Raw genomic sequence first — 19014 nt, 5'->3', positions numbered from 1 at the left:
TAGTCGAGTATCGCCGTTCGCGGAAGGTGCGAATTGTCACGCGATCCCCAGGCCTCGCCAGCACGGCAGCACGGTGTCGGCGAAACCCACAGCCTGGCCGTGCAGGGCCGCAATCGCCGCCTCCCCGCCCAGCGGCGCGCCGTCGACCACCAGGGCCTGACCCTGCTGGGCCAGCGTGTTCGCCGCGAAGCTGGCCCACTCGCGCGGACCGCCGCCCTCCTGCAGGGCCAGCCAGAACATCTGGTGGAAGCGCGAGGCGCCGACCGAACCGCCGGTGGCCGGCGCGGCCAGGAAGCTCAGATCCGTCGACTCCACGGCGCGGCGGGCCAGTTCGCGGTTCAGGGCCCGGGCCGTGCCCGCCGCGCGCGCCGTGGCGTCGGCCGACTGGGCCGGCTGCACCGCGCCCTGGCTCATCAAGAGGATCAGGGCCGTCGTCAGCTGCGGCAGGGTCGAGCCTTCGGGCAGCGCCGCCTCGATATCGCCGATCGTCCGGGGCTGGCCATCGGCCAGCAGGTCCCGGATCGCCTCGTGGGCCGGACCGCCCATGACCATCTCGGCAAAGGTCCCGCGCGCCTTGTCGGGCCACTCGGCCGCCGGACGGGCCAGGGCCACGCGCTGGTCGCGGATCGCCCGGCGCTGGTCGGCGGCGGTCAGGGCTGAGGCCCCGCGCAGCCAGTAGTCGCGGCGAAACTGGGCCTGCACCGCAAAGTCGCGGAAGGTCTCGCGCAGTGACGGATCAGGCAGCTCGCGCAGGAAGCCGATCATGTCGGGCGACAGGTTCAGCTCGTCCACATGGTCCGACGCATAGGCCGAGGCGGCGAACGACAGCTTGGCCGAGGACAGCCGCGCCTCGACCTCGGCGAACCACATCGGGACCCAGTCGCGGTTCATGTATTCGTGGACCAGATAGGCGCGGTCCTGGCGCATCACCGCCGCCAGCCGGTCGGTGACCCCCGAATTGATCCGCGAATAGACAGGATCGAGATCGAAGAACCGCTTCATGGTCGACAGGGCCGCGTCGAGATTGGCGGCGGGACCCAGGCCCGGCGCGCCCAGGGTCTCGGCGTGGCGCTTCATCAGGTGGCGCAGCGGCCCGGCCAGGGCCCAGCCCGGCTGGGTGTTGTAGGAGATGTAGACGAGGCCCCCGGGCTTCAGCCGCCGGCGCAGGAAGGCGACGATCTTGTCGCGCGCGGCGTCGTTGACCCAGCTCCACACGCCATGCAGCGCCACAAAGTCGAACTCGGGCAGGCCCGGCCGCTCGGCGAATTCGTCGAAGGCGTCGTCGAAGAAATTGGCCCGCGCGCCGCTGGCCGCCACAAGGTCGCGGGCGAACACCGCCTGGGCCGGCGCGAAGTCGCAGCCCCACCATTCGATGTCGGGTTGCGTGGCCGCATGCACCGCCGCCGAGCAGCCCTGGCCAAAGCCCAGCTCGCAGGCCGTCTCGATCTTGGGGGCCCGAAAGCCCTTGGCCAGCAGCGGCAGGGCCGCCCGCACCGGGTTCAGCTCGGGATAGCAGCCATAGGTGTAGCCGGTCTCGACCACATAGCCGGCGCTCCAGTCCTGGTTCATGCGTGCTCCCCCGAGTCGTTTGGGAACGGTGGGCCGGGCGGGCGACGGCGGCAAGGGGCGGGCTGTGGGTTTCTCCCTGACCCTCGATGGGAAGGGCGGAGGACGCGTTTCACCGGCCTCACGCGATCACTCGCTGAAGGTTCGGAAAGGGCTGCGGAGCGCCGGACCTTCGTCCGGACTGTGTGTGTTGAGTACCGTTTCGACGAAGCCGCAACGCTCCGCGCAGCCGTTATCCGCCAGCGTCCCGTCAGGTGGCCCTGTTCAGGCCTTACCGGGACCCGAGCCCCCGGTTTCCCGGGCGCGCGACGGTCGGAGAGGACGAGCCAATACAGGCTAAGACACATCCTTTTGCCTCCAACCACGCCGACGGCGGGCGGGCCTGGCCAGCAACCAGGTCCCCGGACCGTCCGAGTATCCCCCTCGGACCTCCACCGCTCGACCGCCCCCCGCCGCCGCAATCGGTCGCTGGCCAACGCGCCCTTTCCCCGCGACGAGGTAGCTAGAGTATGCGGGCGGACTCAACGCCGGGGACAAGGCGGCGCGAGAAAATTGCAAACTCTTGATTCAGTTGCCGTCTCAGCGCGGAAAGACGGGGATTGAGCCTCGCCAATCCCCATCGTTGGAGGCCGCCCTTCAGCCGCGCTATCGCCCCCCTCAGCGGAACTGGTTTGATGCGCGGGACCGCGCGCGGTTGGGTGAGGCTCGGTTTCACCCTGGAGTGGGAAACAATGTCCAAGCCCCGCACCACGTCCGCGCCGTTCGATCGCGGCCAGAGCCTCTCGCCCTGGCTGGCCTGCGCCGCCAACGCCATTCCGCTGTGGGTGACCCTGGTCGCCCTGCTGCACTGGAGCCTGGGCCCGCTCACGCCGCCGGCGCTGCTGGCCGCCTATGTCGCGGTTCTGGCGCTGTGGATCGCAGTGTTTAAACCCTGGGCGGCCCAGCGGGCGGGTTGAGCGCCGGCGCTGATATTCCAAAGGTCCGCTAAGGGTGGATAGTTGCCCCAATCCTCCCCCTCTGGGGGGAGGATTTTTCGAGCGTCCCCTCCGGGTCGAAAGCCGCCCTCGGCTTCGCAACGACAATCTGCCTCTGGCCACGCCATCGCCGACCCGGAGCGCGCCTACTCCGGCCAGAGATCCTGCACGTCGCCTTTGCGATTGAGCATGTGCGTGGCCCGCTTGATCACCGCCAGCAGGCGCTCTTTCCGGCCATCCTTGTCATAGGTCAGGGTGGTGCGGGCCAGGCCCTCCAGCATGAACCGGGCAAGGTCGCGGCTGGCCTGGAAGCGGGGGCCGGCGCCCGCGTGGAGGATCTTCAGGAAGTGGTCGCCGGCCTGGGCGCGGTCGAACTCGGCTTGCGCCGGGGCCAGCAGCGCGTGGATGGCCGGGTCGGTGCGGCCGGCGGCCTCCAGCTCGGCGAAGGCGGTGAAGGGCACGCTGTGCAGCAGGTCCCAATAGCTGTCGATGGCGTGCTCGGTGACGTCGGCGCCGGCCGGCAGGCTGTCGGCGGCGGCGCGGAACAGGGCCGAACGCTCGGCCTGGATGTGGGCGACGGCCGCCTCGACCAGGGCCTCGCGGGTCGGGAAATGGTAGAGCATCGCCCCGCGCGTCAGGCCCGAGGCGTCGGCGATGGCCGGGTTGGTGGCGGCGTGATAGCCGATCTCGGCGAACAGATGCATCGCCCGGTCGAGAATCCGCGCGCGTGTCTTCTGTGACTTGCGAGTGTCCTTGGCGAGGCGGGCGGCGTCCATCGACTTGATCTAGTGCGGCCGATGCTGCACCGCAACAGGCCGCTGACCCCTTGCGGCGAAAGGATCCGGCGCGCGGCGCAGTTTTTGACAGTTTGGTCGAAAGTGCGCGTTTTTCAGGCTGCCTGTCAGAAAGTCCGCATCCCAGCCCGGCGCATGGGCTTCATCAAAGCGACATGCAATCGGCTTAATCGCCACCCACCGGCCGCCGTCGCGCCGATCCGGGGACGGAGCGATCTCTTGGCGGTTTAGAGGGTCGCCCCGCGCGGGGGCGACCGCGAGGGGGATTCGATCATGAGCGCCCACGTCGCCGTCCGCCACTATCGCGCCGTGTTCATCAGCGACCTGCACCTGGGCACGCGCGGCTGCCAGGCCGAGCTGCTGCTGGACTTCATCCGCCATATCGAGTGCGACAAGCTCTATCTGGTGGGCGACATCATCGACGGCTGGAAGCTGCGCGGTGGCTGGCACTGGCCCCAGACCCACAACGACGTGGTGCAGAAGATCCTGCGCATGGCCCGCAAGGGCACCGAGGTGATCTATGTGCCCGGCAACCACGACGACGGCGTGCGCGAGTTCTGCGGCGTCCACTTCGGCGGCGTGGTGGTGGCCCGCGACGTGATCCATGAGACCGCCGACGGCAAGCGCTACCTCGTCGTGCACGGCGACGAGTTCGACGGCGTGGTTCAGCACGCCAAGTGGCTCGCCTTCCTCGGGGATTGGTCCTATAGAACCATCCTCATGCTGAACACTTTGGTGAATCGCCTGCGGCGTCGCCTGGGGTTCGGTTACTGGAGTTTCTCGGCCTATCTGAAGGTCAAGGTGAAGAACGCGTTGCAGTTCATCGAGAACTTCGAGGCCGCCGTGGCCGACGAGGCCCGACGTCGCGGGGTGGACGGCGTGATCTGTGGTCACATCCACAAGGCCGAGATGCGCGACATCGACGGCATCCACTACGTCAACGACGGCGACTGGGTGGAAAGCTGCACGGCCCTGGCCGAGCATGCCGACGGCCGCCTCGAGATCGTCGAATGGGCCAAGGTGCGGTCGTGGTCGGTCATCGACCGCGCGCCGGCGCCGGCCGCGACACCCCAAGGCCATGAAGGCGATAAGCCCATGCCGGAGCCGGCCGCCGCCTGATGCGAATACTGCTTGCGACCGATGCGTGGGAGCCCCAGGTCAACGGGGTGGTGCGGACCCTGAGCCGTGTGACTGAAGAGTTGCGGGCCATGGGCCATATCGTCGACGTGGTCAGCCCTGACCAGTTCCCGACCTTCCCGCTGCCGACCTATCCGGAAATCAAGCTGGCCATCGGCGCCTATGAGCCGGTGCAGGAGCGCTTCAAGCTGTTCGAGCCCGAGGCGATCCACATCGCCACCGAGGGTCCGATCGGCCTGGCCGCGCGGCGCATCTGCCTGGAATGGAAGCTGCCGTTCACCACCAGCTACCACACCAAGTTCCCCGAATATGTCTCGGCCCGCCTGCCCCTGCCGCTGGCGGCCGGCTACACCTATATGCGCTGGTTCCACAAACCGTCGGGCCGCCTGATGGTGGCCACGCCGACCATGCGCGACGAACTGGCCAAGCACGGCTTCCGCAATCTCTCGCCCTGGTCGCGCGGGGTGGACACCGACATCTTCAAGCCCCGCCAGCCGGGCGAGCCCGACCTGTTCGAGGGCCTGGCCCGGCCGATCTTCCTCAATGTCGGCCGGGTGGCCGTGGAGAAGAACATCGAGGCCTTCGCCAGCCTTGATTTGCCCGGCACCAAGGTCGTGATCGGCGATGGCCCGCAGCGCGAAGAGCTGGCCGAGAAGTATCCCGAGGTGAAGTTCCTGGGGGCCAAGTTCGGCGACGAGCTGGGTCGCTATTTCGGCTGCGCCGACGTGTTCTGCTTCCCGTCGCTGACCGACACCTTCGGCCTTGTGATCCTGGAAGCCATGGCGGCCGGCGTGCCGGTGGCGGCGTTCTCGGCCCCGGGTCCGGTGGACATCATCCCCGGCTCCAACGCCGGCGTCCTGGCGCCGGGCCAGACGGAAGGCCTGCGCGAGGCGTGCCTGGCGTGCCTGGACCTTGACCGCACCGTGGTGCGCAAGTTCGCCGAGCGGTTCTCGTGGCGCGCCTGCGCCGAGGAGTTCTTCCGCAACCTGCAGCCCTATCCGGAACCGGAAAAGACCCGCTTCTGGCGCCGGCTGCGACGCCTGGCGCGCCTGCGCAAGAAGACGGCGGCGTAGTCGCTTCCTGTCTGCATTGTAATTGGCGCGGCGCGCAGACCTCGGATAACGCTGGTCTCTCGATAGGGGGAGCGGCATGAAGCTCATCATGATCGTCATGGGACTGTGTCTGGCGGTCAGCGCCGCCCAGGCCCAGACGAGCACGCCCGCGCCCGCTCCCGTCATCGAGACCTACAAGACGGTGGGCGATCAGGCCCTGAAGGCCCACGTGTTCAGCGCGGCCGACAAGGCGCCCGCCCCGCGCGCGGCGGTGCTGCTGTTCCACGGCGGCGGCTGGACCGAGGGCGAGGCCGAATGGACCTATGGCCGCGCGACGATGCTGGCCGCGATGGGCCTTGTGGCGATCCCGATCCAGTACCGTTTGACCCGTAAGGACGTATCGCCGCTCGATGCGCTGGCCGATGCCTGCGACGCCTTCGCCTGGACACGGGCCAACGCCAAGCGCCTGGGTGTCGATCCCAAGCGGGTGGCCGCCTACGGCGTCAGCGCCGGCGGCCAACTGTCCGCAGCGGCGGGCCTGGGGGCCTGCCCGGGAAAGCGGCGCGGTCCGGACCTGATGCTCTTGTGGTCGCCGGCTCTGGACGTCGCCGAAGACGGCTGGTTCCGCAAGATCATGGCGGGCAAGGATCCCGCCAAGGTTTCCCCGCTCGCCCTGGCGGACCAACAGGGCCCGCCCACGGCCATCGTTCAGGGCGAGGCCGACACCCTGACGCCGCTGAAAAGCGCCGAGGCGTTCTGCGCCAAACGCCGGGCGGCCGGCGGGGTGTGCGAGATCAACCGCTATCCGGGGCTGGGTCACTTGCTGACGCGCAATACCAGCAACCAGGAGAGCAATTTCGACATCGACCCGCAGGCCAGTCGCGACGGCTTCGCCAAGCTGCAGGCCTTCCTGACCGCGCGCGGCTACGTCCGCCCCTAAAGGGGCCTAGAATACCCGCCCCTGCAGCCACAGGATTGCGGGATAGGCGCTCAGCCACGTCCAGAAGAAGCGGTTGAGCCCGAACAGGCAGGCGTTGGCCAGGTGGAAGGTTCCGGCCACGACCAGACCCACCATCAGGGCCGGCGGCCACAGCAGGGTCAGCGGGAAGGCCAGCTCAAAGCCCATCACGCCCCAGGACATCGCCCGCAGCAGACCCGGTCGCTGGGCGAAGCCGCGCAGGCTCTCGGCCACCGGATAGGCCGAGAACTGGAAGACGTCCCGCAGCGCCCGTCCCGAGCGCCAGTCGGGGTTCACCACCTTGACCCAGCCTGAGATGAAATAGGACAGGGTCAGCTGCGCCCCCAGATAGCCGAAGGCCAGCTCGGCCAGGATCGGGGTCGGCGCCAGGCTCGACAGCGTCAGGCACCAGAGGATCAAGAGCCCCATCCGGTCGCTACCGCCGTTATAGGGCCCCTGGAAGCGGTGCAGGATCAGCAGCGACAAACCCGCCAGCCCGACCAGCGGCCAGGGGCCGGCGACGCCCGCCAGCACCAGGACCGCCAGGACGATCCGGGCGCCGAACAGAATCCGCTCATCGCGGAACCCGCGCAGGTGCTCCAGGCTCTGCTGGATCAGCGCCAGGGCCAGCAGGATCTCGACGAGGCGACGGGCCAGCTCCAGGCTCATCGGATGTCGATCTCCGCCAGCCGGCGCGGCGCGGGCTGGACCATCACCTCCTCGGTCAGGACCTCGCCCTCGCGATGGACAAACACCAGGCGAAAGCACAGCCACGGCCGCGCGGGGTCGGCAGGCTCGGCGGCCAGGTCGGCGGCGATGCGCTTGAAGAGCTCGGCTTCGCTGTGTTCGGGCGTACGGTCCTCGGCCAGCCGCTCAGCGCAACTCATCACGAACAGGTTCTGGTTCCAGCGCGGATTCCAGACCAGGCGCTGCAACATCTCAGGCAGGGACACCCGCGCGGGCCTTGGCCGAAACACCCGCCAGGTCCCGCTCGTATCACCAGGCGAAGCCAGCAGGGCGTACTCGACGCGCGGCGCCGGCGCGATCACGTCGAAGAAGTTCCACGACGGAACCAGGGCCGGGGCCAGGAGCTTCAGCGGCGCCAGGAGCGGCTCGGTTCGGCGGGGCATCCGGGGTCCTTTCAGCGCCAAGCTAAGCCGGAACGCAGACTCAATTCAATCGGGGGCAGTCCGCACACGATCAATACATCCGTAGATCATCACAAATATCCATCGCCCGTCTTTGAGATTGAAAATCAAGACGCCGCTGCAATCCCAGAAACGTCCTCAATCCGAGATGAGCGACAAAAGGCCACACTATTCGAAAGGTTATGTTTTACCCGAAATTCACCGAGACAAATCAGCGTTATATGGACTTAGGCGGTCTTCCGCCTCGCAAGACGCACGGATCGCGGCGAATGATCAAACTTCTGAACGGCTCTGCGGGCGACGCCAGCCAGAAGATCGACGCACTCGACAAATCGCTCGCGATGATCGAGTTCGACGTCAAGGGAACGATCCTCGCGGCCAACGCCAACTTCTGCAAAGCCATGGGCTATGAGGCGCGGGAGATCATCGGCAAGCACCACAGCCTGTTCGTGGACCCCGAATACGCCGCCAGCCAGGCCTATCGCGACTTTTGGATGCAGCTGGGCCAGGGTCAGTTAGACGCGCGGGAGTATCTGCGCCTGGGCAAGGGCGGCAGGGAAGTCTGGATCCAGGCCTCCTACAACCCGGTCAAGAACAGCGCCGGCAAGGTGACCCGGATTCTGAAGGTCGCGACCGACATCACGGCTCAGAAAGAGGTCGAAGCCGAGCGGACGGCCAAGCTCAACGCCGTGGAGCGTGTCCAGGCCACGATCGAGTTCACGGTCGACGGCGTCATTCTGAACGCCAACAAGAACTTCCTGGCCACCGTCGGCTACGCGCTTTCCGAGATCCAGGGCAAGCATCACAGCATGTTCGTCGATCCGGCCGAAGCGCGGTCGGAGGCCTATGCCGCGCTCTGGCGCCGGCTGAACGCCGGCGAGTTCGTCGCCGAGGAATTCCGGCGGATCGGCAAGGGCGGCAAGGAGGTCTGGATCCAGGCGTCCTACAATCCGGTGTTCGACTCCAAGGGTCGGGTGGTCAAGGTCGTCAAGTTCGCGACCGACGTGACCGGCCGCGTGGATGCGATCAATCAGATCGCCCAGGCCCTGGCGTGTCTCGCCGCCAACGATCTGAGCTATCGGATGGCGGCGCAGATCGACGCCCGGTTCGCCTCTGTCCGCGACGACTTCAACGACGCCGTGGCGGCGCTTGATGAAACGATTGGAGCGGTCGCCTCGGCCACGCGGAACGTCGCCACCGGCGCCAATGAAATCTCGACCGCGTCAGACAATCTCTCGCGGCGTACGGAGCAGCAGGCCGCCAGTCTTGAAGAAACCGCTGCGGCGCTGGATGAGATCACCGCCACGGTCAGCCGCAGCGCCGACGGCGCCAAGCGCGCGTCGGTGGCGGCCTCCGATGCGCGCGTTGACGCGGCCAAGTCCGGAGAGATCGTCGGAGAAGCGGTCTCGGCGATGGATGGCATCGAGTCGAGCTCGAACCAGATCAACCAGATCATCAGCGTGATCGACGAGATCGCCTTCCAGACCAACCTTCTGGCCCTGAACGCCGGCGTCGAGGCCGCGCGCGCGGGCGAGGCGGGACGAGGCTTCGCCGTGGTGGCTCAGGAAGTGCGCGCCCTGGCGCAACGCTCGGCCGATGCGGCCAAGGAGATCAAGGTCCTGATCGCCAACAGCTCAACCCAGGTCGAACGCGGGGTGAAACTGGTCGGCGACACCGGCCGCGCCTTGCAATCGATCGTCAGCAAGGTGAGCGAGATCGACACCCTGATCAGCGAGATCGCCCAGTCGTCGCGGGAGCAGGCGACAGGGCTGGGCGAGGTCAATGTGGCCGTCAACCAGATGGACCAGGTCACCCAGCAGAACGCGGCCATGGTGGAGGAAGCGACGGCGGCGGCGGCGAGCCTGCGCCACGAAGCCGACGAACTCGACAAGCTGATCGCGCGCTTCCATGTGACGGCGCGCGCGGCCCGTCGTCCCCGGCTGGTGGCGTAGGATCATCAACCGCCCCCCGCGCGCCCCCCGCGCCGGCTGATGGACCACATCAGATCGGGTGAAGAGAGCTGTCCTTGGCCGCCGACAAGGGGGCCGGCGGCGCGATCGGCGCTCGAACCGTCTTCCGCGCCACATAGCGGCGCACGCGCTTGCGGGTCTTTTTGAGCAGGCGCCAGCGGGCCTTGCGCAGGACCAGCTTCTCGGTGCGCAGCATCTGTTGCCAGACCACCAGCAGCACCTCCGGCTCGCGGCGCATCAGGCGGCGGATCGGGAAAACGAGCTTGGGATGGCGGCGCTGCCAGCGGATGAACTGCTTGCGGGCCTGGAACGAGTAGCGCAGCACGATCATCAGACCGATGACCAGCAGCGGCAGGCCGATATGCCCGGGGAGCGGTGTCAGAACGGCGCCGACCAGGATGACCAGGACGCCAAAGCTGAGGGCCGTCCACCGGAAGGCGCGGGCGGCGGCTTCGCGTAGCAGCAGGGCCAGCCGCGCGCGGCGCCGGAGCCTGTGCTTGACGCCGTCCAAGGCTGGGGCGGCGGTCACCGGCCCGTTTGCTTGCGTGTGCGCCGCTTGAGGGACTTGCGCCAGCGCACGCCCACGCGCCACTTGCGCGGCATGACGATGCGCTCGATGCGCAGCGCCTGTTGCCACGCTACGGGAATGACCTCGGGCTCGCGCCGCAGCAGGCGACGGATCGGGAAGATCAGCTTGGGGTGCGCCTGCTGGAAGCGGACGAACTGCTTGCGGGCCTTGAACGAGTTGCGCAGCACCAGCATCAGGCCAATGACCGTCAGCGGCAGGCCCATCGGACCCGGCAGCGGCGCGATCAGCGCGCCGCCGGCGATGAACACCAGGCCAAGCGCCACCAGCGCCACGCGCAGAAAGCGCGCGACGAGCTCACGGGCGAGGTCATCGGCGGTGCGGCGGGCGCGCGGCATGGCGAGGGCAAAAGCGTTCATCGGGGGTCAACGGGGCTCGCGCCTCGCCTGCTCCCTGGGAAAACCAGTCAGCCCCGACGCGCCTCCCCGATATGTGGAGGGAAGAAGGCGCCGTAAAGGCGCCCTCTCGTCGCAAGGGGGGTATGGAAAATGCTATTCAGCCGCTAGTGGCGCCGCAGCAACAGGTTTCCACCTCAACCGGGGCTTGCGGGCGGCCTGGGTCTCGTCCAGGCGCCGGAGCGGCGCGTGGAAGGGCGCGCCCTTGAACCGCTCGGTGTCCCCAGCCTTGGCGGCGCCCGCCAGGGCGCGCAGGGCGGTGATGAAGCGATCCAGCTCGTGCTTGCTCTCGGTTTCGGTCGGCTCGATCAGCATCGCGCCGTGGACGACCAGCGGGAAGTACATGGTCATCGGGTGGAAGCCCTCGTCGATCATCGCCTTGGCGAAGTCGAGCGTGGTCACGCCGGTGCCTTCCAGCCAGCTGTCGTCGAACAGCGCCTCGTGCATGCACGGCCCTTCGGGGAAGGCCGGGCTCATCACGTCCTTCAGCTGGGCCTTGATGTAGTTGGCGTTGAGGACGGCATCCTCGGCCACCTGACGCAGGCCGTCGGCCCCGTGGCTCAGCATGTAGGCGTAGGCGCGGACATACATGCCCATCTGCCCGTGGAAGGCGCTCATGCGGCCAAAGGCGGTCTTGGCGTCGTCGTCGCCGGCGTGCTCGGCCAGCTCAAAACCGTTGTCGCCGTGGGTCAGCCAAGGCGTCGGCGCGAACGGCGCCAGGGCCTCCGACAGCACTACCGGACCCGCGCCCGGACCACCGCCGCCGTGCGGCGTCGAGAAGGTCTTGTGCAGGTTGATGTGCATGGCGTCGACGCCCAGATCGCCCGGACGCACCCGGCCGACAATGGCGTTGAAGTTGGCGCCGTCGCAGTAGAAATAGGCCCCGGCCGCGTGGGTCAGACGGGCGATCTCGACGACGTCGCGCTCGAACAGGCCGCAGGTGTTGGGGTTGGTGACCATGATGGCGGCCACGTGGTCGCCGAGCTTGGACTCCAGGTCCGCCAGGTCAACGCGGCCGTCTTCCGTCTGGGCGATCTCGACGACGGTGTAGCCGACGAAGGCCGCCGTGGCGGGGTTGGTGCCGTGGGCGCTGGTGGGCGCCAGGACCGTCTTGCGGTGGCCGTTGCCGGCCGCCTCGTGGGCGGCGCGGATGGCCAGGAGGCCGCAGAGCTCGCCATGGGCGCCGGCCTTGGGCGTCAGGGCGACGGCGGGCATGCCCGTCAGGGTCTTCAGCCAGTGGGCCAGGCGGTCCATCAGCTCAAGCGCGCCCTGCACCGTCGACTGCGGCTGCAGCGGGTGGATGTCCGAGAAGCCCGGCAGGCGCGCCATCTTCTCGTTCAGGCGCGGGTTGTGCTTCATCGTGCACGAGCCCAGCGGATAAAGCGCCAGGTCGATGGCGTGGTTCTTTTGGGAAAGGCGCACGTAGTGGCGGACGGTCTCCGGCTCCGACAGGCCCGGCAGGCCGATCGGCGCGTCGCGCAGCAGGCCATTGAGGTCGCTGGACGGCGCGGCGGTGACGGGCGGCAGGTCGACGCCGGTCTTGTTCCAGCCGTCCAGTTCGAAGATCAGGGCCTCGTCCTGCAGCAGACCGCGAGCGCCGGTCAGGGTCTCGTGACCGTTGGCGGCGTCGTTTGCGGCTTCGGGACGCGTGGGGCGGCCGACATTGTTCATGCTCATTGGGCGAACACCTTGGTCAGGGCCTTGGCGAAAACAGGGATGTCGATATCGAGCGTGGTCTCAGTGGCGGCGACCAGCAGCACGTCGTCGAGGCCGGCCTTGGCGTCGAGACGCGAGAACGGCACGCCGGCGATGACGCCGTGGGCGGCCAGGACCTCGACGACCTCGGCGGCCTTGCCTGGAACCTTGATGGCGAACTCGTTGAAGAAGCGGGGCGTGAGGATCTCGACGCCCGGCACGGCCTTCAGCGCGTCACGCAGGGCCAGGGCCTTCTGGTGGTTGACCGCCGCCAGCTGGCGCAGGCCGGTCTCGCCCAGCAGGCTCATGTGGATCGAGAAGGCCAGGGCGCACAGGCCGCTGTTGGTGCAGATGTTGCTGGTGGCCTTGTCGCGGCGGATGTGCTGCTCGCGGGTCGAGAGCGTCAGCACGAAGCCGCGCTTGCCGTCGGCGTCGACCGTCTCGCCGCACAGGCGGCCCGGCATCTGGCGGACGAACTTTTCCTTGCAGGCGAAGAGGCCGACATAGGGGCCGCCGAAGTTCAGGCCGTTGCCGATCGACTGGCCCTCGGCCACGGCGATGTCGGCGCCCATCTCGCCGGGCGACTTCAGCAGGCCGAACGAGACGGCTTCGGTGGTGACCACGATCAGCAGCGCGCCGGCGGCGTGGGCCGCCTCGGCGATCTTGCTCACGTCGGTGACCGTGCCGAACACGTTCGGGGTCTGGACGACGACGCAGGCGGTATCCTGGTCGATGGCGGCGATCACCGCATCCTCGGCGTCGACGGCGGCCGGCAGGGCCTGGGTCGCGACGCCGGCGGCGTGGGCCAGGGTCTCGATGGCGCCGACATAGTGCGGGTGCACGCCGCCCGACATCACCGCCTTGTTCCGGCGGGTGACGCGCTGGGCCATCATCACGGCCTCGGCCGCGCCGGTCGAGCCGTCATAGAGCGAGGCGTTGGCCACTTCCATGCCGGTCAGGGCCGCGACCTGGGTCTGGAACTCGAACAGGACCTGCAAGGTGCCCTGGGCGATTTCCGGCTGGTAGGGCGTGTAGCTGGTCAGGAACTCCGACCGCTGGATGATGTGGTCAACCGTGGCCGGCACATGGTGGCGATAGGCGCCGGCGCCGCAGAAGAACGGCCCCTCCCCCGCCGCGCGATTGCGACGGGCCAGGCCCGCCATCTCGCGTTCGACGTCCAGTTCGCCGGCATGGTGCGGCAGGTCGACCGGCGCATCGCGACGGGCCGAGACCGGCACGTCGACAAAGAGATCGTCGATCGACTTGACGCCGATCGCGCCGAGCATCTCGAGGCGGTCTTCGGGAGTCAGGGGGAGGTAGCGCATGTTTTTCGTGCCTAGCTTGTCATCCCGGCCGGAGCGAAGCGGAGAGCCGGGACCTTACGAAAGCACGGCGCTTCCGGCGGTCCCGGATCGACCTGCGGTCGTCCGGGATGACAGATTTCTACAGAGTGCCCAGGAAGGCTTCGTAGGCGTCGCGGTCCATCAGGGCGTCGAGCTCGGCCGGGTTGGCGAGCTTGATCTTGGCGAACCAGCCGCCGCTTTCCGGCAGGGCGTTGACGGTCTCCGGGGCGCCGGCCAGCTCGCCGTTGCCCTCGATCACCTCGCCCGACACCGGGGCGTAGACGTCCGAGGCGGCCTTGACGCTCTCGACGACGGCCAGGCCTTCGCCCTGCTTGACGACCTTGCCCGCTTCCGGGGTCTCGACGAACACGACGTCGCCCAGCTGCTCGGCGGCGTAGGCGGTGATGCCGACCGTGGCCACATCGCCCTCGACGATGACCCACTCGTGATCCTTGGTGAAACGCATCTTGGTGAGTCCCCTGAGTTAGATTTTGCGGACGTAACGGTTCGGAACGAACGGGCTGGCCACCACCTCGGCGGCGGCCGGCTTGCCCCGGACGATGACCTTGAGCTTGGTCCCCACCGCCGCATAGGCGGGCGGGGCGAAACCGATGGCGATCGGGAAGCCGAGGCTGGGCGCGAAGCCGCCGCTGGTCACCTTACCGATGACATTGCCCGCTTCGTCGGCGATCTCGGCGCCTTCGCGGGCCGGCGCGCCTTCCAGCACCTTCAGATTCACCCGGACGCGCGACAGCTCGCCGGCCAGCTCCTTGGCGATGCGGGCCGCGCCCAGATAGTCGCCGGCCTCGCGGCGCGACTTGCCGACGGCGAAGTTCAGACCCGCCTCGATCGGCGAGACGGTCTCGTCCAGGTCGTGTCCGTAGAGGGGCAAGCCAGCCTCCAGGCGCAGGCTGTCGCGGGCGCCCAGGCCAATCGGCTTGACCCGCTCATCGGCCAGCAGGGTGTTCCACACCCGCTCGGCGGCGTCGGCGGGCACCGAAATCTCGTAGCCGTCCTCGCCGGTATAGCCCGAGCGCGAGATGATCGCATCGACGCCGAAGGCGCTCAGGGCCTTGGCGTCCATGAACACCATCTGCGCGGCTTCCGGGACATGGGCGGCCAGCACGGCGGCGGCCTCGGGGCCCTGCAGCGCCAGCAGCGCGCGGTCTTCCAGGCGGGTCACGGTGGCTTCGCCGGCCAGCTCACGGGCGATGATGGCGTAGTCGTTGTCCTTGCAGGCGCCGTTGACCACCACGAACAGACCATCCTCGTCCGGGCGCGCGGTCATCAGGTCATCGACGATGCCGCCGTCGGCGTTCAGCAGCACGCCATAGCGCTGCTTGCCGGCCTTCAGGCCCTGATAGTCGGCCGAGACCACCTTCTCGAAGCTCTTGGCGGGGTTCTCGCCCCGGATGCGGGCCTGGCCCATGTGCGAGACGTCGAACAGACCGGCGTGCTCGCGGGTCCACAGGTGCTCCTTGAGCACCCCGTCCTTGTACTGCACGGGCATCGCATAGCCCGCGAACGGAACCATGCGGGCGCCGGCCGCCACGTGGGCGTCGTAAAGCGGAGTCTTCTTCAGATCTTGATCGGACGAGTCTTGGCTGGACAAGCGGGGCGGGCTCCAAGCGGGGACGGCGACGGGACCGGCCTTACGCCGGTAAGTCGCCCCCGCTGTCCCTTGGGCCTGAGAGATTCCGGCCTCGCCCCTCTGCCGGACGGGTTTGGCCTTGCTCCTTCGGCGAGCCCCTCCGGTGGAGAGACTGCTTTCCAGCGTTCCTAAACCCGCGCGGTCCTTTTGCCTGAGCGTTTCCGGGGCGGTTGCGCCTTCGGCCTCGGGAGCGAATCCCGATGTCTCCCGCGAGGGTCGAGGGCTCTTTGGGGGACAGGGCGGGCGGAGTCAACGGCGGACGTCAAGGCTCGCCCGATGATTGCGAACAATACGGGAACATGTTCAAGCTTTGAGGTCGCATTCTGTGACCTCAAAGGGCGCCCATGACGAACCTTATCGACCCGATCCACGCGCTGGCGCCGCCTGCGGTATTCGAAGTTCGCCGCCAATGGGTGGTCCTGGACGCCGATCTGGCCCGACTTTTCCAGGTGGAAACCAGAAGCTTGAACCAGCAGGTTCAGCGGAATGCGCGGAAGTTCGAGGGGTTCGCCTTCAGGCTTTCCGACGAGGAGCGCGCGAACTTGACATCACAAAATGTGATTTCAAGTGACGGGCATGGCGGCCGGCGCCACCTGCCCTTTGCCTTCACCGAACACGGCGTCGTCATGGCCGCGACGGTCGTGAAATCCGAGCAGGCCATCACAGCCACGCGCTTTATCATCAGCGTTTTCGTCGAGGCGCGACGGAAGGCGCCGGACGGCAGCAACCTGCCCGGCCTGATGGACGCGCGGCGGCTGCCCTCGCTGGAGGCGCAAACCCGCCTCACCCTCAGCGGCAAGCTGAACGACGCTTTGGGCCGGGTGCTGGACGCCATCGCAGACCCCGTCGCCCAAACCACTGTGCGCGACGAGGCCCGCGTCCTGGCCGCAGAGGGTCTTGCAAGCCTCAAGGAACATCTCCGCACAGCCGGCGTGCAGAACGAGAAGACCCTGGCCGAGGTTCGCAAGCTGCTGGCCGAGGCCGAGGCGCTTGAGGCCGAGACCGCGCTGCGCGTGACCGAGACCCAGCATCGGCAGTTGGCCCTGCTGGCCAAGCAGCTGCGACTGGTGCTGGTCGCCCAGCAGGCCCTCGACCGCGGCGGCGTCGAGGATCTGCTGGCCGTCTTGAAGGACCTGGAACGAAGCTAGTTCGCCAGGATGTCCCCGAACCAGTCCGTCTCGCCGATCGGCGGGCCGGGCGGGATGTCGACCTTGGCCTTGCCGCCTTCGACGAGGGCTGCGAGGCGTGCGCCGGTCTCGTCGGCGACAATCCCCGCCAGAAGCCGCGCCTGGGCGCGGTCGGCGCTGTCGCCACCAGCCTTGGCCAGACCCTTGCCCCAGTCGACGAGGCGGGCGCGGATCACGGCGGCTGCGGTCGGCGCCAGGGTCTTGTCGTTCAGGGTCTGGGCCAGGCTGACGACCAGACGCTGGCGAACGCGCCGGGCCAGCTCGGCCTGACGCCCGGAGGCCTTGCCGTCGAAGGCGACGGCGGCAAGGGCCTTGTCGAGCACGCCGTCGAGGCCGAGTTGGCCGGGATCGCGACGCTTGGCCTCGACCAGGCGGTTTAGGCGCGCCGGCGCGAACAGGGCGCTCCAGACCAGATCCGCCGCCACCTCGGACGCGGCGGGCAGGTCGAAGACCGGGCCCTGGCCGAAGGTCTCGATGTCATAGGCCTTGTCATTGCCCTGCGACTGGCCCGCGCTCAGCACGTCCAGCGTCTTGTCGCTGAGGTCCAGCGCGGCGGGCGACAGGGTCCGCAGCAGAGCGTCGACAGCCGCGGCCTGACGCGCGACCGGAACCACCTTGCTGGCCTCATGGCCGTCGCCCTCGGCGGCGTAGGTGAAGTCGATCCCGCCGACCAGCTTGGCGGTGGCGTCGATCTGGTAGCGGTGGAAGATGTAGATCGGCACGATCACCCGCCGCAGGTCGGCGACCGAAGCGCCCTTGGGCAGGTTGCCGAGCCCGAAGCGGTCCAGCGCGACCTTGCGAACGGCCATCAGGTGATCCAGCTCGGCGACCGGATCGCTTCCGTTGTCCCAGACCGCGCCCAGCGGGTGGGCCGTGTCGGCGCTGCGGCCATCCTCGTCCGAGACATAGCGCAGACCGGCCGCCTGGCTCCTGTCGGCCTTGGCCTTGAGCCAGGTCTTCTCGTCGGCGCCGGCGGGCGCGGGACCGTACAGCCAGTCGATGGCGAACTTGTCCCAGTCGCCGACGCCCCGGCCATAGGCGTCGGTGAAGTCGAGCTTGCCGTCCTTCAGCGCGATCTTGGGCGCCGGGTAGTCCATCACCGAGGCGCGGCCGCCATAGGCGCTGGCGGCGAAATTGTGCTGCAGGCCGATCGAGTGGCCGATCTCGTGGGTGGCCAGCTGGCGCAGGCGGGCCAGAGAGATTTCGATCGGATCGTTGGGTCCGCCCTTGCCGGTGGCGTCAGAGCCGGCCAGGCCCTCGAAGATCAGGCGATCCTGGCGAATGCGCTGCGAGCCCAGCAGCACGTCGCCCTTGACGATCTCGCCGGTGCGCGGATCGACCACCGCGTGACCGTAGGACCAGCCGCGCGTCTGGCGGTGCACCCAGTTGACGACGCTGTAGCGCGCGTCGAGCGGACTGACTCCCTCGGGCAGCACCTCGACCTTGAAGGCGTCGATGAAGCCGGCCGCGTCGAAGGCCTCCGCCCACCAGCGCGCGCCGTCCATCAGGGCCGAGCGCACGGGCTCAGGGGCGGCGCGGTCGATATAGAACACGATGGGCGTCTTGACCGGCGAGCGGGCGGCGGTCGGATCGGTCTTCTCCAACCGGAAGCGGTGGACGAGGCGGTGGACGATCGGCTCGTTCAGCGGCGCGGAATAGTCGGCCACGGTGTGATCGATCACGCCGACGCGCGGATCGTTCTGGCGCGGCTGATAGCCGGGCTCGGGCAGAGCGACCAGCGAGTGGTGCAGCACCAGGGTGACGTTGCGCGGATCCGGCACGATGCCACGCACCTCCGACCCCGGCTCATCGCCGACGAAGGTCTGCACCGCCTCGAGCTCGATGTTCTTGGGGAAGGCGTTCACGGCCCCGGTGTCGGCGTAGGACAGGCCGTCATGCAGCCTGAAATCGCCCTGCCTGCTGCGCTTCAGGGTCTTGGCGATGCCTTGCGCGTCGCGGGTCAGGAACGAGGTCACATCGACCAGCAGTCCCCCGTCCGCCCGCTCGGCCTCGATCACGTTCGACCAGACGGTGGAGACCGGGAACGATTCGGCCACCGCCTTCTGTTCGTCGGCCGAGCCGCGCGCGGCCGAGAAGCCCCAGTTCTCGAACTGGGCCACGACCTTCCCGCCCACCTTGCGGAAGGCGATGATCTGAGTGTCGCCGGGCGCCGAGCGATCAAGACCCGTCGGATTCGAGCCGAGGCCAGCGCGCAGATAGGTCTGGTAGAGATACCGCCCCGCGATCCCGTCTGCGCCCGGCTTGGGCAGAAGCAGCAGGACCTTGCCGTCCTTCTTGTCGACGAAGACCGGAACCAAGCCATCCTTGCGCTCGAGCCCGGCGATGGCCTCTGCGAACTTGTCCACGGGCTTGGCCGGCGACTTGTCGGCTGCGACCGCCGAACCGGCCAGGGCCAGGGCGCATGCGCCCGCCGTCAGCGACTTGATGAACGTCTTCCCCATGGCCCCCTCGCACCGTCATGTCGGCGCAGACTGTCTCGTCGGCCACGCGGAAATCAATCCATAAGACCGCGCACTCGCTTTCCGGGTGCTCGCGTG

18 protein-coding genes, 1 pseudogene and 1 riboswitch are annotated in these 19014 nt (G+C 68.3%); of the genes and pseudogenes, 7 read left to right on the top strand and 12 right to left on the bottom strand.

Annotation, left to right across the window (positions count from 1 at the left end):
- Positions 1 to 36 precede the first annotated feature (36 nt).
- Positions 37 to 1569, bottom strand: a complete 1533-nt coding sequence (locus tag CVUC_RS12700; RefSeq protein ID WP_096034394.1) for a class I SAM-dependent methyltransferase — start codon at positions 1567 to 1569, stop codon at positions 37 to 39.
- Here CVUC_RS12700 and CVUC_RS12695 point away from each other — a divergent pair.
- On the top strand, positions 1568 to 1906 hold the full coding sequence (locus CVUC_RS12695) for a hypothetical protein (protein WP_101685829.1): 339 nt from the start codon (positions 1568 to 1570) through the stop codon (positions 1904 to 1906). The two genes, CVUC_RS12700 and CVUC_RS12695, sit on opposite strands and share 2 nt — an antisense overlap.
- 391 nt (positions 1907 to 2297) lie before the next feature.
- Complete coding sequence (locus CVUC_RS12690) at positions 2298 to 2522, top strand: hypothetical protein (RefSeq protein ID WP_024265944.1); 225 nt, start codon at positions 2298 to 2300, stop codon at positions 2520 to 2522.
- A gap of 164 nt (positions 2523 to 2686) precedes the next feature.
- On the opposite strand, the gene CVUC_RS12685 is transcribed toward CVUC_RS12690, so the two are convergent.
- The gene (locus tag CVUC_RS12685; RefSeq protein ID WP_024265945.1) at positions 2687 to 3316 is read right to left on the bottom strand and encodes a TetR/AcrR family transcriptional regulator; all 630 of its coding nucleotides are present in this window, start codon (positions 3314 to 3316) and stop codon (positions 2687 to 2689) included.
- A gap of 291 nt (positions 3317 to 3607) precedes the next feature.
- Here CVUC_RS12685 and CVUC_RS12680 point away from each other — a divergent pair, with 291 nt between their 5' ends.
- The 3 genes from CVUC_RS12680 (at position 3608) to CVUC_RS12670 (ending at position 6463) form a co-directional block, all read left to right on the top strand.
- Positions 3608 to 4453 (top strand): UDP-2,3-diacylglucosamine diphosphatase, encoded by an 846-nt coding sequence (locus CVUC_RS12680; RefSeq protein ID WP_010921173.1) that lies wholly within the window; start codon positions 3608 to 3610, stop codon positions 4451 to 4453.
- Entirely contained in the window at positions 4453 to 5544 is a 1092-nt protein-coding gene (locus CVUC_RS12675) for a glycosyltransferase family 4 protein (protein ID WP_010921174.1), read from the top strand. The genes CVUC_RS12680 and CVUC_RS12675 overlap by 1 nt, the downstream gene beginning before the upstream one ends.
- 76 nt (positions 5545 to 5620) lie before the next feature.
- Positions 5621 to 6463, top strand: a complete 843-nt coding sequence (locus CVUC_RS12670) for an alpha/beta hydrolase (protein ID WP_096034395.1) — start codon at positions 5621 to 5623, stop codon at positions 6461 to 6463.
- A 6-nt stretch (positions 6464 to 6469) separates the two neighbouring features.
- Here CVUC_RS12670 and CVUC_RS12665 read toward each other — a convergent pair whose 3' ends face one another.
- The 3 genes and pseudogenes from CVUC_RS12665 to CVUC_RS20035 all read right to left on the bottom strand — a co-directional run bounded on the left by CVUC_RS12665 (position 6470) and on the right by CVUC_RS20035 (position 7701).
- Entirely contained in the window at positions 6470 to 7249 is a 780-nt protein-coding gene (locus CVUC_RS12665) for an HTTM domain-containing protein (protein ID WP_015923256.1), read from the bottom strand.
- Positions 7147 to 7632 carry a hypothetical protein gene (locus tag CVUC_RS12660; RefSeq protein ID WP_015923257.1) on the bottom strand — a complete coding sequence of 162 codons (486 nt, stop codon included), beginning with the start codon at positions 7630 to 7632 and terminating at the stop codon, positions 7147 to 7149. Before CVUC_RS12660 ends, CVUC_RS12665 begins: the two co-directional genes overlap by 103 nt.
- Positions 7623 to 7701: pseudogene (locus CVUC_RS20035) on the bottom strand (hypothetical protein). The gene CVUC_RS12660 and the pseudogene CVUC_RS20035 overlap by 10 nt, the downstream one beginning before the upstream one ends.
- Positions 7702 to 7811: 110 nt before the next feature.
- Between CVUC_RS20035 and CVUC_RS12655 the strand changes: the two are divergent.
- Entirely contained in the window at positions 7812 to 9581 is a 1770-nt protein-coding gene (locus tag CVUC_RS12655) for a methyl-accepting chemotaxis protein (RefSeq protein ID WP_096034396.1), read from the top strand.
- Positions 9582 to 9630: 49 nt separating this feature from the next.
- Here CVUC_RS12655 and CVUC_RS12650 read toward each other — a convergent pair whose 3' ends face one another.
- From CVUC_RS12650 to gcvT, 6 genes are all read right to left on the bottom strand, one after another.
- Complete coding sequence (locus CVUC_RS12650) at positions 9631 to 10128, bottom strand: hypothetical protein (protein ID WP_096034397.1); 498 nt, start codon at positions 10126 to 10128, stop codon at positions 9631 to 9633.
- A complete protein-coding gene (locus CVUC_RS12645; RefSeq protein WP_096034398.1) occupies positions 10125 to 10544 on the bottom strand; it encodes a hypothetical protein in 420 nt (139 codons plus the stop codon). The genes CVUC_RS12650 and CVUC_RS12645 overlap by 4 nt, the downstream gene beginning before the upstream one ends.
- A gap of 132 nt (positions 10545 to 10676) precedes the next feature.
- Entirely contained in the window at positions 10677 to 12257 is a 1581-nt protein-coding gene (gene gcvPB / locus CVUC_RS12640; protein WP_096034399.1) for an aminomethyl-transferring glycine dehydrogenase subunit GcvPB, read from the bottom strand.
- The gene (gcvPA, locus tag CVUC_RS12635) at positions 12254 to 13600 is read right to left on the bottom strand and encodes an aminomethyl-transferring glycine dehydrogenase subunit GcvPA (protein ID WP_096034400.1); all 1347 of its coding nucleotides are present in this window, start codon (positions 13598 to 13600) and stop codon (positions 12254 to 12256) included. The genes gcvPB and gcvPA overlap by 4 nt, the downstream gene beginning before the upstream one ends.
- A 118-nt stretch (positions 13601 to 13718) precedes the next feature.
- The gene (gene gcvH, locus CVUC_RS12630; RefSeq protein WP_010921183.1) at positions 13719 to 14084 is read right to left on the bottom strand and encodes a glycine cleavage system protein GcvH; all 366 of its coding nucleotides are present in this window, start codon (positions 14082 to 14084) and stop codon (positions 13719 to 13721) included.
- 18 nt (positions 14085 to 14102) lie between these two features.
- Complete coding sequence (gene gcvT, locus CVUC_RS12625; protein ID WP_096034401.1) at positions 14103 to 15230, bottom strand: glycine cleavage system aminomethyltransferase GcvT; 1128 nt, start codon at positions 15228 to 15230, stop codon at positions 14103 to 14105.
- Between the two features lie 168 nt (positions 15231 to 15398).
- A riboswitch (glycine riboswitch) is annotated at positions 15399 to 15489 on the bottom strand.
- Positions 15490 to 15613: 124 nt separating this feature from the next.
- Between gcvT and CVUC_RS12620 the strand changes: the two genes are divergently transcribed.
- Positions 15614 to 16417, top strand: a complete 804-nt coding sequence (locus CVUC_RS12620) for an ORF6N domain-containing protein (RefSeq protein WP_096034402.1) — start codon at positions 15614 to 15616, stop codon at positions 16415 to 16417.
- On the opposite strand, the gene CVUC_RS12615 is transcribed toward CVUC_RS12620, so the two are convergent.
- Positions 16414 to 18918 carry a zinc-dependent metalloprotease gene (locus CVUC_RS12615; RefSeq protein WP_096034403.1) on the bottom strand — a complete coding sequence of 835 codons (2505 nt, stop codon included), beginning with the start codon at positions 18916 to 18918 and terminating at the stop codon, positions 16414 to 16416. The genes CVUC_RS12620 and CVUC_RS12615 overlap by 4 nt on opposite strands.
- Positions 18919 to 19014 lie beyond the last annotated feature (96 nt).

Source organism: Caulobacter vibrioides, from assembly GCF_002858865.1.
GTDB lineage: Bacteria > Pseudomonadota > Alphaproteobacteria > Caulobacterales > Caulobacteraceae > Caulobacter > Caulobacter vibrioides.
This window is presented reverse-complemented; position numbering and strand designations above follow the sequence as displayed.